Genomic DNA, 13,620 nt, shown 5'->3' with positions numbered 1-13,620 from the left:
GCTCACACCCCCATCGTGGAGATCGTTGCGGACAGGGCCCCGGCGACCACGCCCGAGGCGGCGGGCACCAGCAGGAATTTGCCGCCCGGCCGGGCCGTCCCGGCCTTCAAGTGCTCGCGCAACACCAGGAAGTGGGAGGTGGTGGCGGTATTGCCGAACCGCTCGACCACCGACAGCGACCGCGGCATCCCGGTACCGAACACCTCCTCCCCGGTCCGGTTCACGAACTCGACGAAGCGGGTGCCCACCTGGTGCTGCACGATGTAGTCGAACTCCTCGTCGGCGAAGGTGCGGCCCTGTTTCGCCAGTACATCCCCGTGAAAGGTGGGCCAGAGCCGGAGCCGGTCCCTCTTGTGCATCTGCTTGTTGTCCGTGTAGAGGGCGATGCCCTCGGTCCGGTCGCTGGGCATGCCCAGGCACAGGTGCGAGTACTCCGCGCAGGTCATCATCTCCACGTAGTGGATGCGGTCGGCCTCGTCCACGGACTCGTCGAGGATGACGGCCGCCGCCGAGTCGCCCACCGAGAGCGAGGCGAACTGCGGATCGTAGGAGTCGGTGATCTCGGCGGCCGCGGTCCGGGCCACCTTGGTGGCCTGCTCGCCGCTGACCACCAGGCCGTTCCTCGCCACGCCGGCCCGGATGAGCCGGTCCAGCAGATACACACCGGTGAGCATCCCGGCGCAGGCGTTGGACACATCGAAGTGGATCGCGCTCCGCGCACCCAGCTCGGCGGCCAGCTGCCGGGCGAAGGAGGGCTCGAAGGCGAAGCGGTCGCCGTCCTGGAAGCGGGTGATGGACGCGGAGATCACCACGTCCAGATCGGCCGCCTCGTAACGGGAATTGCCCAGGCAGTCCCGGGCCGCCCGCAGCGCCAGACCGTAGGAGTCCTCGCCCGCCTCCGGCCGGGGGTCATGGACCCTCCGCTCCGCCACCCCCGTGATCCGTTGCAGGTCGAATTCCTGCGTTCCGGACACCTGGGCCACCAACTCCGCAGTCGTCTGCACGGTGGGCGGCAGATAGGCGCCGAGCGCCTCTAAGCGACTGCTCCTGCTGGTCATCGTCCTCACTCCTTTTCCTTGCCCCGCTCGTGGGTACCGACGGCAGAGCCGGCACGCCCCACCCGAGGCCGCACGGCGGGATGTTCGTCCCGCGCCTCCACCGGGGCAGCGCGCAGCAGGGTGCGGACCGTCGAACGGCCCGCACCGGCCGGTGGCGCGGCGATTCCCCATGGAGGCCCCTGCCAGGGGTCATGACCCCGTTCACGGCAGGAAGACTGCTGATTTCCTACGGAGGCGGCGACAGCGGCGCACCCCGCGATGCCGCGTCCGGAGGCGGACCGTCCGGTCCTGCCTCTCTGGAGCGGCGTTGATACTTACCGTATCCCGTGATCTGACCGCATGACCTGACATGGCGCATGATGATGATCACTGAGGGCAGTGGGAGATCCTCCGGAACCAAAACCCCGCGGCGAACGACGTGCGTGCGTCGCCGCTCGCCGCGGGCCGTTTCACGGGCTCCGGGTACGTGGTCAGCGCGGTGGTGACAGGAAGGCCGAGACGAGCTCGGTCACGGCGGCGGCCTGGGCGTCCACGAAGAAGTGGCCGCCGTGGACCGGGTGAAGGGCGAACGACGCGGTCGTCCGGTCGGCCCAGCCTGCCATGTGGTCCGCGGAGGCGCGGTCGTCCTCGGTGCCCGCGAGCGCGAGGATCGGCACGTCGAGCGGCGGCTCACCGCGGTGGCGGTACGACTCCACGATCGCGAAGTCCGCACGGAGGGCCGGCATCAGCAGGCTCATCAGTTCCGGCTGGGCGAGCACCGCTTCGGGCGTACCGCCCAGGTCGCGCAGGGCCTCGGTGAACTCGTCCGCGGGCAGCTCGCTGACCTGCCGGAACCGCCACGGCAGGTCCGGTGCCTGGCGGCCGGACACCACGAGGCCCTGCGGCATGGGCAGTCCGCGTCGCCGGATCTCCAGACACAGTTCGTAGGCGACCGTCGCCCCGAGGCTGTGACCGAAGAGCACGTACGGCCGGTGAAGTAACCCGGGGAGCGCGTCCGTGAGCGGATGCAGCAGTGACGGCAGATCTCGGCAGGGTTCCTCGCCGTAGCGGCGGCCGCGGCCCGGCGGCGTCATGGCGAGCACCTCGACCGACGGTCCGAGCAACTCCCCCCAGCGACGGTAGGTCTGGGGTCCCCCGCCGGCATACGGGAGGCAGAGCAACGTCCGCTCGGCGAGCGGCGCGGGCTCCCCGGTCCACCAGGGAGCGGCCAGGGAACGGGTGATGCCGAACATCGCGTGTCCTCGTTTCCACGACGGCAGGCCGGTCAGCCGCACAGACTCAGCGGCCGCATGTCGGTCCATACCCTTCCACGTGCGCCACACAGTCGTCCTTGGCCCCCTGGAACCCGGGGTCGGTCCATCTTCCCCGGGGGGCCTCTCCGCCGACCTGACGAACCGTCAGCTGCACGTCGCAGGCCCACGGAGATCGGAGAGACACCCCGCAGGACTCCGGGAGCTGAGCCGCCCGAAGAGCGCTACCTTACGGGCCCTTGGCCAGTCCCAGCCCCACTCCAACGGCCGGCATCCAGCGGTCGGATCACGGAACATCCGGTGTCGACGTGTGGCTCTCACGAAGGCCGGCGTCCAGTATGCGGATCAACTCCCCCACACGTCCGCCGCCGGCCGGTGCCGGCGGGAAGCGTTCGAGCACGTCAATGACGATCGGTGTCGCACGATGCGCGGCCCGCTCAAGATGTTCGGCACCCACGTTCCGGTCGTCGCCCGCGACGAGTTCGGCCGCTCTGGCCGCGTACGCGCCTGCTCCGAGAATGTGCTTGACCTGGGTGGCCTTGGCCAGCGGATGCAGGTACGCGGCGCCTGCAGCGGACATCGCCGCCAAGGCTGCCTCGCGCGCAGCCGCGGTTTCCGGACCCTTGGCTGCCTTGAGTGCCGCCCACGCTGTGTCGCGCAGAGATTTGCCGCGCTCACCACCCCGGGCGAACTCCCACGCGGCACCGATAGCATCCCGAGGTCGCGAGTCGTCCGGCTGATCGGCCTCGAATACCGCGAGCACCACCTCCGCGCACGCCGCAGCGAACGCGGTGACCTCACGAAGGTCCTGCTTGCTCAGAACGATCTCGCGCGCTGTCTCTGTCATGGCTCCATCTTCGACCACCGCGCGGGACAGGTCCTGGCTTTCCGGCTACCGCAGACTCGGCCCCCGCTACGCACGCCGACCCAGCAACTACCTGGCACTTCTCGGCCACGCCGCCGCACTCTGCCGCTACCAGCGACTCGACCGCCTCACCACATAGGACACCGTCTCAGTGAGGCCGGCCGACCGGCCCTGTCCGGCTCGTGGTCCGCCCAGCCCAGTCTCGTGGTCAGCACGGTCCATATCGTGGAAATCCGTAGTGTTTACCGCTTTCCGTAGCGATGAGCGTCCTTGTATGGCATAAATTGCCGAACCCCGATGCGTTGACTCTTTCGGCGGGGTCATCAGTTCAGCAAGGAGTCCGAATAAGACTCCCCGCACGGGCTGATTCCACAGATCGGCATCAGGGGGGGGCGATGAGCGCGAAATCGCAGGGCCGCTGCGACTCCATGACATTCCCCAGGGTGCCAGGCAAAGGCATGAGGAATGACGAAAGGAACACGCATGCGCCCATTCAAGAGACGCATCAGGAGCATAATGCTCGTGCTTGCCGCTCTTCCGATCGCTGCCGGCTCAATAGTGGGAACAGCAGGCACTGCCGTTTCGGTCAATGGTTTCCAGCCTGCTCATACGCTCACAAGTGAGGAGGTAAGTGAGATGGCCGACCTGGCGGCCGGCCACTCATACCCCAAGCACGTCCACGATCAGAATGAGTGCCAGAACTTCCTCGGGCGCCAGTGCAACTTCGCCGAGTGGCGGGACATGATACGAGACACCATCACACATCCCACCGACTCCTACGCTCGCCGCTACGGCGGAGACGTCTACTGGCGCACCACCGGCGACAGCCAGCTCCAAGGCATGATCGTGATCCTCAACCCCGCCAATCCGGACAGATCCACCGCATTCCTGACGACGTATGCCTACTACCAAAACGACGCCACCCGAAGCGGATTGGCCACAGGCGCGGCGGCAGTATGCGGCATATCCGGCCCGGGAGGCAAAAAGCGCAGCACGGACCAGTCCCCGGCCAGTTCTGCCAGTTCCTGCCCGGGGATCGACGCCTCGTTCCGGTCGAGCCGAAAGGACGAGGTATACCTCTTCAGGGGTAACCAGTATGCCCTGGTGAAGTCCGCTCCGGGCACCACCGACGACAAAATCATCAACGGCCCCAAGGCCATCGCAGAAGGCTGGCCGTCCCTCAAGGGAACCGTATTCGAGAACGGAATCGACGCCGCGGTCCAGTCACCCGCCAACACGGAAGAGGTATATCTCTTCAAGGGCGACCAGTACGCCCTGGTGAACTATACTCCGGGTACCACTGGTGACAAGATCATCAACGGCCCCAAGGCGATCACAGAAGGCTGGCCCTCTCTTAAGGGGACTGTATTCGAGAAGGGCATCGACGCCGCGTTGCGGTCGAGTCGAAAGGACGAGGTATATCTCTTCAAGGGCGACCAGTACGCCCTGGTGAAGTCCGCCCCGGGCACCACCGACGACAAAATCATCAACGGCCCCAAGGCCATCACGGAAGGCTGGCCGTCCCTCAAGGGAACCGTATTCGAGAACGGAATCGACGCCGCAGTCCAGTCACCCGCCAACACGGAAGAGGTATACCTCTTCACGGAGGACCAGTATGTACTGGTGAACTATGCGCCCGGTACCACCGATGACAAGATCATCAACGGTCCGAAACTCATCGCGGAAGGCTGGCCATCCCTGAAGGGAACCGTATTCGCAAGCTAACCGGGAAACGATGACAAGAGCTCATGACGTGATCACGTGGTTGGGTTCTTCAGTCGTCGTCAGCAGATGAGTCCGCAGCGATTCGCCGGCCGGGCCCCCTTTTTGCGGGCCCCGGCCGGCGAATCCACTTCCTGGCCTGACCAGCATCATCTGCACCCTCACCTGCCACCGCGGGCCGGCCACGCGGACAAGGCTTGTGACATCCCCCTGCGGCGATGGCTCTGGGTCCGGCGCATCGGGGTCCGCCTCGCTCGCAAGGGTGTCGAGTCCAGCGAACGGCACCGCCTTAATTCATTGGTTTCTCTTCATGTGGCTGTGCTTTCTTGGCTGCGTGCCGGACCGGTTCGGCAACTCATCCATCCAGCTTCCGAGAGACAGCTTCATGCACTCCACTCACCACCCCCGCATCGCCGTCGTCGGCGCCGGCCTCGGGGGCCTTGTCTGCGCCCGCGTCCTGCAACTCCACGGCCGGCCGGTCACTGTCTTCGAACGTGAGGCGTCCACCGGTGCGCGCCCCCAGGGCGGCAGCCTCGACATCCACGCCGGCACCGGTCAGGTGGCGCTGCGTGCGGCGGAGTTACTCGACCGGTTCCGCGCCTTGGCCCGTCCTGAGGGCCAGGAGTGGCGCCTGCTCGACCCTGCCACCGCCGCCGTTCTGCCCTTCGAGGGACCCGGCCACGATACCGACAGCCCCGAAATCGACCGCGGTCAACTGCGTGGCCTGCTCCTGGATTCCCTTGCCGAGGGCACCGTCCGGTGGGACCACGCCGTGACCGGTGTCGAGCCGCTCGGCGACGGCACCTGGCGGCTCCTTTTCGACGACGGCAGCACCGAGGAGGCCGACCTCGTGGTCGGTGCCGACGGTGCCTGGTCGCGCCTCCGCTCAACCCTGTCGGACGCCAGGCCCGGCTACAACGGTGTCACCTTCGTCGAAGCCGGTTTCGACGACTGCGACGCCCGCCATCCAGCCCTTGCCGGCCTCGTCGGTCACGGCACCATGCTGGCGAGCGCCGGTAGCAGGGCACTGCTGGCCCAGCGCAACAGCAATGGCCACATCCGCGTCTACCTCGCCTTTCGCGCCCCGCAGGATTGGCACGTGGCCGCCGAGGTGGCGCTCGATGACACGGCGGCCGTCCGCGCACACCTGCTGACGATGTTCGAGGGATGGGACGAGCGGCTGCTCGCTCTCGTACGAGACCACGACGGCGGATTCGTCAACCGGCCCGTGTTCGTGCTGCCGGCCCCCCACGCCTGGGAACACGTCCCTGGCATCACGCTGCTGGGCGACGCCGCGCATCTGATGCCCCCCGTAGGGCTCGGTGCGAACCTCGCCATGCTCGATGGCGCGGACCTCGCCCACGCCCTCATCACCGAATCCACCCTCGACGACGCCGTACGCGCCTATGAAAGCCTCATGCTGCCCCGCTCCGCCCAGGCCGCCCGGGAATGCGCCGAAGCGCTCGACGGCCTCCTCCCCCCGGAAGGTTCCTGAGCAAGCGCCAAGGCCACTGCCACTGCCACTGCCAACGCCTGCGTCGGGTGGCTCAGCTCGTGTCGGACGCCGGCTCACAACTCACCGAACAGATTGGCTCTTAGAAGCCAACCACATTCCGGTCAGTGGAGTTGTCAGTCGAGCAGAGTATCTATTCGGGCAATCGCGAGGGCGGTGCATGATGGCAGGACCTCCTGGTAGCTCGGTGATGCGAGTGCGAGCAGGCGTCAGGCGTGTATCGAAAGTCCCGTCCGGCACGCCCGCCGCTGCGTGTCGGGTTGAGTGAGACGCCCCAGTACGAGGGCCGGTCCTCCGTCTTGCGACCTAGTTCCGCGGCGGGATGTGACTGAGTGACTCGCGCCGTAGCCTCCCCACATGACGGCAGTTGACTCTCAGCCCAGCGGACCCCGTAGCCCGGAGCAGCGCAAGCGCGAGGCGCTGGAACGGCTCGTGCGGGACAACGACGTATGGGTCGCCACGGCCGACGCCACCGGCGAGCCGTGCCTCGTTCCGCTGGCCTTCTGGTGGGATGGCGAGGCGGTGTGGCTCTCCACCCGCGACACCAACCCGACCGGGCGCAACCTGTGCGCCTCGGGTCGGGCCCGGCTCAGCTTCGGCCACACCCGGGACGTGGTCCTGGTCCACGGCACCGCACGCATGCTGACCCGCGAGGAGCTTCCGACCGAGGTGGGCGACGCCTTCGCCGCCAAGGACGGCTGGGACCCTCGCGAGGACCACCCCTCGTACGTCTTCTTCCATGTCACCCCGCAGATCCTGCAGGCGTGGGGAACGGTTCCCGAGATGCCCGGGCGGACCCTGATGCGCGATGGGAAGTGGCTGGTCTAACAAGGCTTCGCAGATCGGTCACCGGGGTTGTCAGTTCGAACGAGGTTCCTGACCGGGTGATCGCGGCAGCTTCGACGCGGTCCGCGACGTGGTCGACAACGGGGTGAAGTGGGCGAACCTGCCCAGGGACTTCCCACCGTTTCGGCGTGGAAGCCTTCTCAGAGTCGCGCCAGAGCCGGCATGAGGTGCAGCGCGTTGTCCCGGTTGATGCCGCGCCGCTGGCTGTCGGAGAGGGCCGGGTCCCGGTCGAGGGCCGGAGCCACGACATCGGTGATGATCTCGGCCGATGTGGGGGGCCAGTCGGTCCCGTAGAGGATCCGGCCGGGATCGACGGTGGAGATCAGCGTGGGGGTGGCGGAGGGGGACATCGGCGCCGCGGTGTCGTAGTAGAAGCGATGCAGGTAATCGCGGACGCGCGCGGGCTCGATTTTCGGGGTGAGCATGTGCGTGAAGAGTTCCAGGCGCGTGGCCATGTAGGGCAGGAATCCACCGCCGTGGGGGAGGATGAACGAGAGATTCGGGTACCGGTCCAGGGTCCCCTGGAGAATCAGGTTGATGGCAGCGCGCGTGGTGTCCAGCAGGAAGTCGCACATGAAGGGCGGCAGCCCCGGCATGACCGGGCCTGAGGGGATCTCCATGGGATGGGTGCTGACGACTGCTGATCGTTCGTTGAGTTCCGCGAGCAGCGATTCATGTGCCGCGTCACCGAGATATTCGCCGCCCATGCTGGTGCGGGTGCTCACGCCGACGGCACCGTAATCGTCAAGTCCCTTGCGCATGGACCAACGTGACGTCTCCAGGTCGTCAAGGAAGACCGGAGTGAAGAAGGCGAAGCGCCGGGGGTGGGCTTGTGCGAGATCGGACATCGCCTGCAGAGAGATGTGCAGGCCTTCCTTACGCTGCTGGGGGTCCTGAGCGGGGCTGCCCGGCATGGCAGCGGTCAGAATGCTGGTGCTGATCCCCGCCTTGCTCATGACGTCAAGCGTGGTGTCCTCGTCCCAACGAGTCCACCAGGGCAGCTTTTCACGCCGCGTCAGGCCTTTGCTTTCGGCCCAGTCGATCCAGGCCGGGGCGGTGAAGTGATGGTGTACGTCCACGCGACCGTTCTCGGTGGTCTGGTCCCCCCGGGCGGTCTTCGCTGCCCGTCGCTTGTCAGTGCCGGGAGACTTGCTGGGGTGCTGCTCGGGTGATGTCACGTGGATCTCCCTGCTTGCTCTGACGGCGGGCTGTCGGCGGAGGGGGCTATTTCTTGGGAAGAGGCCTTCTCTTGGGGAGGGGTCTTCTCTTGGGGCGGGGCTTTTTTCTCTGGGCGAGGCTTGCTGGAGCGATGGGTTACGGGCGGTGCAAGAGCTTTCTGAGCACGTCCGTCAAGACCTTGTGCGGGTCCCCGGCGTCTCCGTTGCCCGACTTCCATGCCACGAAGCCGTCGGGGCGTACCAATACCGCACCGTCGTCCTGCGTTCCGTGCAGTTGCGCCCAGTCCACTCCGGGTTCCGGGAGCAGGTCACACTCGGGCGTATTGCCGATGAGGTAGGCGGCGAGAGGTACGTCCAACTCTTCTGCTACGGCGCGAGCCGCCTCCCGCCAGGCTTTGCCCGCGGGACCGCTGAGGACGGTGCAGGACGTCTCGTACAGATCCAGGGTGGACATCCTCTTGCCGTCTCGCTCGACCCACAGGTGGGGAGCCCGGCTGCCGGGTGCGCCGCCCAATTCGAATTGGCGGGGAACGACGTCACCGTCCGGATCGCCGCCCAGGATTGCGTCCGAGGCATAGCGGTAGCACAACGCGACGGTGAGCAGGTCGGCCGGATCGTTGTTGCGGGAAGCGGCGGCGGTGTATCCGGGGTGCTGTTCCTCCACCGCCTGCTGTGAGGCGCGGAGGGTGGTTGCCAGGGCGACCGACCTCCGTTCCTCCTGATACGTGTCCAGCAGCGGGCGGCCGGCCCAGCCGCGCAGAACGGCGGTGATTTTCCAGGCCAGGTTGTGCGCGTCCTGGATCCCGGTGTTCGAGCCGAAGGCACCCGTCGGCGGCATTTCGTGTGCCGAGTCGCCGGCCAGGAAGACCCGGTCCCGGCCGTAACTGTCGGCGACTCTGTTGGCCGCGTGCCAAGGGGCCTTGCCCGTGATCTCCACATCGATGTCGGGGTCACCGGCTGCCGCGCGGATGTGCGCGGTGAGGCGCATGTCGGTGAAGGCGTCCAGCGTCTCGCCGCGGTCGTATGCCCAGGGGACGTGGAAGACCCACTGCTCATCGTTGTCCACCGGCAGCAAGGCTCCCTCGCCGTCGGGATTGGTGATGTAGCAGACGACGAACCGGCGGTCACCCACGACGTTCTTGAGGTTTTTGCTGCGGAACGTGACGCTGACGTTGTGGAACAGGGTTCCCGGGCCGGAGTGCCCGATGTCCATGCTCTTGCGGACCGGGCTCCTGGGGCCGTCGGCGGCGATGAGGTATTCCGCATGCACCGCTCGTGATTCGCCGGTTTCCCGGTTGCGCAATTCGGCATGGACGCCACGGTCATCCTGTGTGTACGAGATGAGTTCCGTACCGAAACGCACATCGCCGCCCAGCTCGCGGGCGTACTTCAACAGCACCGGCTCCAGGTCGTTCTGGCTGCACAAACACCAACCGGACGGGGTGATGCTGGACAGTGAGGAATCCGGATCGATACGCGGGATGATCCATCGCTGCTCGTCGCTGGAGAGCCTTTCCGTCTGCAGCACCCCGTCGTTCCCCGAGAGCGCGGAGGCCGCCTCGCGAATGGCCGGCTCGACACCTGCGGTGCGGAACAGCTCCATGGTGCGGATATTGTTTCCGCGGCCCCGCGGGTGCATGGACGTCTCGGCGTGCCGCTCCACCAGGAGGTGTTTCACCCCCAGGCGACCGAGGAACACCGAGGCGGATAGACCGACCAAGGATCCACCTGCAATGAGTACCGGCACGGATTCTGCAGCGCTGTCACTCATGTCTGTTCCTCTTGTCGGCGTCCTGAAGGCCAGGGCTGATGGGTGCGGAAAGGCAGGGCTGATGGGTGCGGATCCTGGGAACAACTCTCGACCGTGAGCCTTCCGATGCGCGAGTCCTGTTGCTCCGATCGGGAGGCGGGAGTGGCGGGGCCGGTTTCTTCCCGCGCGAGGCCGGATATGACGCCCTTCCGGAGGCAATAGCGGCCCCCGAATGGGCTAGTGCGGAAGTTTCGCGCTTACCGGCCCCGGGAAGTTTTCGATCGGCCCTCCGCATTCATTTCAGCCCCGAAGGCAGGGCTCCCCCTTGCAGCATTCATCTCGGCTGCACTTCCAGCGGCAGCCCTCACTTCAGGATGTGCCGTGACAGACGTATATGAGTCTTCAGACCCCGCAGCTGCCGCCTCCGCATGCACCCCGGAATTCCGCACGAACCCGCACCCCGTCTATGCCCAGTTGCGGAAAGACTCTCCGGTCTGCCCCCTGCTCCCGCCGCACGGCGTGGAGACGTACCTGATCACCCGGTACGACGACGCGCGGACCGCGCTGGCCGATCCCCGGTTCAGCAAGGACATGTACGGGGCCATGGACGCCTACCAGCGGATCTTCGGCGACTCCTCGGTGGCGCTGGACGACAACATGCTGTTCTCCGATCCGCCCAAGCACACGCGGCTCCGCCGGGTCGTCAACGGCGCTCTCACCCCGCGCCGTGTGGAGGCCCTTCGCCCGCGGGTCCAGGAGGTCGCGGACGGACTGCTCGACCGGTGCTCGACCCGCGAACCGGTGGACCTGCTGCCCTCCTTCGCCTTCCCGCTTCCGCTCAATGTGATCTGTGAGCTGCTCGGCGTCCCGGAGGACGAACGCGAGCAGGCCCACACGTGGTCCGTCACGGTGGCCAAAACGGGATTCGGGCCCGAGGCGAAAAAGGCGCTCGAAGAAGCCGAGGGGAATCTGCGCAACTATCTGGTGGATCTCATCGCGCGCAAGCGGCGCAACCCGGGCGAGGACCTGATGAGTGCGCTGATCACGGCTCAGGACCAGGACGGCGCGCTGACCGACAGCGAATTGGTCTCGACCGCCTGGGTCCTGCTCTTCGCCGGCCACAAGACCACGGCCTATCTGATCGGGAACGCCGTCTACCATCTGCTCACCCATCAAGACCAGCTCCGCACGGTGAAGCAGGATCCGGCCCTTTTCCCGCAGGCCATCGAGGAATTGCTGCGGTACGAAGGGTCCGTCGAGAACTCGACGTTCCGCTATGCCACCGAAGACGTCAAGATCCGCGACGTCCTCATCCCGAAGGGCGCGCTCGTACAGATCGCCATCGCGTCCGCGAACCGGGATCCGGAGGCATTCGATGATCCGGACCGGCTCAATCTGATGCGCGAAGGCGTCCAGAGCACCCACATCGCGTTCGGACACGGTCCGCACTATTGCGTCGGGGCCCCGTTGGCCCGGCTTGAGATGCAGATCGCTCTCACCACGCTGTTCCGCAGGTATCCCGACGTCGCCATGGCCGTACCGCCGGAGGACGTGCGTTGGCTCACCGTGCCCTTCCCGGCGTTCCGTGGCCTGGTCGAACTGCCGGTGTCCCTGGAGCCCGGCGGGACGCGCTGACGTCCGCGCGGCGCCGGGAGCTGGGTGGGCGGGCTGCTCGCAACGGCCGTGCAGCCCGCCGAAGCGGCCGGTGGGCGCTCGCAGCAGCCCGGCCGGGTGGTCCAGCGGACCGGGCGTCAGGCGCGGACCCCGATCGGTACCACGACCATCTTCGTCACCGTGCCGTCGTCCCCCACGACATCGCGGATGTGCTGGGAGCCCAATTTGCCGGCCATGCCCAGGCAGGGAGTGTTTTCGGCGCCCACCATGCCGTAGACCTCGGTGAGCTTCAACGTGTCGGCGGCGTAGTGCAGCAGTCCTTGCACGAGTTCGGTTCCCAGGCCCTTGCCCCAGTGTTCCCGGACGAGCGCGGCGACGACCTCGTAGCCGTCGACGTTGCCCGTCTTCTTGAGCTCCGCGTGGCCCACGTACGCGCCGCCTGACCACACGGCCCATATGTCGAACAGGTTCTTCGGGTAGACGTCGGTGAGGATGGACCGGAATATCGCTCGGATGTCTTTCTCCGGTGATCTTTCCTGGCCCATCCAGCGGCAGACGACTTCATCTCTGAGCAGGGCCACGAAGGCGTCCTCGTCCTCGGGACGGTAGGGCGAGAACACCAGTCGGTCGGTGTGCAGGGTAGGGGTCATTTCAGCGTCCTTCTCGTTCGTGAGAACCGGAGATCTCGGTGGCGTGAGAAACGATGCCGGGCCGAGGGAAGCCGGCAGAAGATCAGGGACGTGCACCGTTCCCGGGCGGCCACACGAGCCGTTCACCAGGGACGAACGTGGCTGTGCGAATCCTTCGCCGGCCGGCGGGAGAATTGCTCCGCGCGATCACCGCGGCCCCCTCACCCCGTCAACGTCCTGAATTCAGCACTCAGGCACGTGCCCTGCGCGTGATGCACCCCCTGGTATAGCGCAAGGAGCCATCTTTCGTCACTACTTGGCACCTAAGCGGAATGACCGTCAATTTGGACGTACGTCAGCATCAGTAGCGGATGCCTGAAGGGGGAGGTATTCCGCGGAACGTGCCGCTCATTTTTTGGCAACGAGAAGTGTGTGGGAGGGGAGATGTGATACGGGGAACGGGGCGCCGCGCTGCGTCCTCGTGCGGGGGGGGAGGGGACGCGGCGAGCGGGAAGTGAAGTCCGCGGCGGTTGTGGGGACTTCGGGAGGGGCGCTGCCGGGCGAGCGGCGGTCGCCGGTGGGTCGGCGTGCGGCCGCGGGCGCGATGCGGTGCTCGGCGCGTACTCGACGAGGCACGCGGCGCGTACTCGACGAGGCTCTCGACGCGGACTCGATGCGCCGCGCGGCGCGGGGCCCGGCGCGGCAGCGGTCGGCGTCGCGGGGCAGGGGCGCGGGGCGCATGGAGGGCCAAGGGAACGCGCGGGGCGCGGCGGGCTGCCGCGCCCCGCGGGGCGGTTCAGGAGCCGGCGTTCTCCATGCGCTCGCGCAGGCTGCGCGGCCGCATGTCGGTCCAGACCTCGTCGACGTACGCGGCGCACTCGTCCTGCGTGCCCTCCTTGCCCACGGCCTGCCATCCGGCGGGGATCTCCAGGTCGGCCAGCCACAGCGAGTACTGGTCCTCGTCGTTGCGCAGCACCTGGTAGCGGGCGTTCTCGTCCATGTCGTGCTCTCCCATTGTTGGTTGCTTCACTGAATCGTTGGTTGCATCACTGGGCGGTGCATCGTGCGGCTGCGCGGGCCGGGGCGGCCGGGAGGTCCGGTCCGGTTCGCCGGGCGGGCAGTCGACGACGTTCAGGGGGTCTCCGGCAGCCGGTGCGCGGAGGTGGGGGCGGTGGACCGCCGTGGTGGGCGTGGT

General features: G+C 67.0%; 11 protein-coding genes and 2 pseudogenes. 6 read left to right on the top strand and 7 right to left on the bottom strand.

The features are described from left to right. Positions 1-2 precede the first annotated feature (2 nt). From EST54_RS12620 to EST54_RS12605, 3 genes are all read right to left on the bottom strand, one after another. Positions 3-1,058, bottom strand: a complete 1,056-nt coding sequence (locus tag EST54_RS12620; protein WP_239013627.1) for a 3-oxoacyl-ACP synthase III family protein — start codon at positions 1,056-1,058, stop codon at positions 3-5. Between the two features lie 470 nt (positions 1,059-1,528). After that, positions 1,529-2,290 (bottom strand): thioesterase II family protein, encoded by a 762-nt coding sequence (locus tag EST54_RS12615; protein WP_161989279.1) that lies wholly within the window; start codon positions 2,288-2,290, stop codon positions 1,529-1,531. 304 nt (positions 2,291-2,594) lie between these two features. Next, positions 2,595-3,155: a putative immunity protein gene (locus EST54_RS12605; protein ID WP_129247685.1), complete on the bottom strand. Its 561-nt coding sequence runs from the start codon at positions 3,153-3,155 to the stop codon at positions 2,595-2,597. 22 nt (positions 3,156-3,177) lie between these two features. Here EST54_RS12605 and EST54_RS34845 point away from each other — a divergent pair. From EST54_RS34845 to EST54_RS12585, 5 genes and pseudogenes are all read left to right on the top strand, one after another. Then, positions 3,178-3,312: pseudogene (locus EST54_RS34845) on the top strand (IS5/IS1182 family transposase); the annotation flags it as partial. A 344-nt stretch (positions 3,313-3,656) separates the two neighbouring features. Then, positions 3,657-4,898 carry a hemopexin repeat-containing protein gene (locus EST54_RS12595; protein ID WP_174857433.1) on the top strand — a complete coding sequence of 414 codons (1,242 nt, stop codon included), beginning with the start codon at positions 3,657-3,659 and terminating at the stop codon, positions 4,896-4,898. A 177-nt stretch (positions 4,899-5,075) separates the two neighbouring features. Beyond that, positions 5,076-5,177 (top strand): annotated as a pseudogene (locus EST54_RS35370) (IS5/IS1182 family transposase); the annotation flags it as partial. Continuing rightward, positions 5,158-6,390 carry an FAD-dependent oxidoreductase gene (locus tag EST54_RS12590; RefSeq protein ID WP_244942505.1) on the top strand — a complete coding sequence of 411 codons (1,233 nt, stop codon included), beginning with the start codon at positions 5,158-5,160 and terminating at the stop codon, positions 6,388-6,390. The pseudogene EST54_RS35370 and the gene EST54_RS12590, both read left to right, overlap by 20 nt. Before the next feature lie 375 nt (positions 6,391-6,765). After that, positions 6,766-7,236, top strand: coding sequence for a pyridoxamine 5'-phosphate oxidase family protein (locus EST54_RS12585; RefSeq protein WP_129247683.1), 471 nt, complete (start codon positions 6,766-6,768; stop codon positions 7,234-7,236). A 158-nt stretch (positions 7,237-7,394) separates the two neighbouring features. Here the strand turns inward: EST54_RS12585 and EST54_RS12580 are convergent, their stop codons facing one another. Continuing rightward, positions 7,395-8,333 carry an amidohydrolase family protein gene (locus tag EST54_RS12580; protein WP_129247708.1) on the bottom strand — a complete coding sequence of 313 codons (939 nt, stop codon included), beginning with the start codon at positions 8,331-8,333 and terminating at the stop codon, positions 7,395-7,397. Between the two features lie 235 nt (positions 8,334-8,568). Next, a complete protein-coding gene (locus EST54_RS12575; protein ID WP_129247682.1) occupies positions 8,569-10,203 on the bottom strand; it encodes an FAD-dependent oxidoreductase in 1,635 nt (544 codons plus the stop codon). Between the two features lie 360 nt (positions 10,204-10,563). Between EST54_RS12575 and EST54_RS12570 the strand changes: the two genes are divergently transcribed. Beyond that, on the top strand, positions 10,564-11,817 hold the full coding sequence (locus EST54_RS12570; protein ID WP_129247681.1) for a cytochrome P450 family protein: 1,254 nt from the start codon (positions 10,564-10,566) through the stop codon (positions 11,815-11,817). Between the two features lie 116 nt (positions 11,818-11,933). On the opposite strand, the gene EST54_RS12565 is transcribed toward EST54_RS12570, so the two are convergent. Continuing rightward, positions 11,934-12,446, bottom strand: a complete 513-nt coding sequence (locus EST54_RS12565) for a GNAT family N-acetyltransferase (protein ID WP_129247680.1) — start codon at positions 12,444-12,446, stop codon at positions 11,934-11,936. Between the two features lie 775 nt (positions 12,447-13,221). Next, positions 13,222-13,440: an MbtH family NRPS accessory protein gene (locus EST54_RS12560; protein WP_006606783.1), complete on the bottom strand. Its 219-nt coding sequence runs from the start codon at positions 13,438-13,440 to the stop codon at positions 13,222-13,224. Positions 13,441-13,620: the final 180 nt, after the last annotated feature.

Source organism: Streptomyces sioyaensis (genome assembly GCF_004122735.1).
Classification (GTDB): Bacteria; Actinomycetota; Actinomycetes; order Streptomycetales; family Streptomycetaceae; genus Streptomyces; species Streptomyces sioyaensis.
This window is presented reverse-complemented; position numbering and strand designations above follow the sequence as displayed.

Bases quoted from the DNA above. Each gene is read 5' to 3' on its own strand.
- EST54_RS12620 (WP_239013627.1), bottom strand. From the start codon at position 1,058: ATGACCAGCAGGAGCAGTCGCTTAGAGGCGCTCGGCGCCTATCTGCCG.
- EST54_RS12605 (WP_129247685.1), bottom strand. From the start codon at position 3,155: ATGACAGAGACAGCGCGCGAGATCGTTCTGAGCAAGCAGGACCTTCGT.
- EST54_RS12615 (WP_161989279.1), bottom strand. From the start codon at position 2,290: ATGTTCGGCATCACCCGTTCCCTGGCCGCTCCCTGGTGGACCGGGGAG.
- EST54_RS12565 (WP_129247680.1), bottom strand. From the start codon at position 12,446: ATGACCCCTACCCTGCACACCGACCGACTGGTGTTCTCGCCCTACCGT.
- EST54_RS12560 (WP_006606783.1), bottom strand. From the start codon at position 13,440: ATGGGAGAGCACGACATGGACGAGAACGCCCGCTACCAGGTGCTGCGC.
- EST54_RS12585 (WP_129247683.1), top strand. From the start codon at position 6,766: ATGACGGCAGTTGACTCTCAGCCCAGCGGACCCCGTAGCCCGGAGCAG.
- EST54_RS12575 (WP_129247682.1), bottom strand. From the start codon at position 10,203: ATGAGTGACAGCGCTGCAGAATCCGTGCCGGTACTCATTGCAGGTGGA.
- EST54_RS12595 (WP_174857433.1), top strand. From the start codon at position 3,657: ATGCGCCCATTCAAGAGACGCATCAGGAGCATAATGCTCGTGCTTGCC.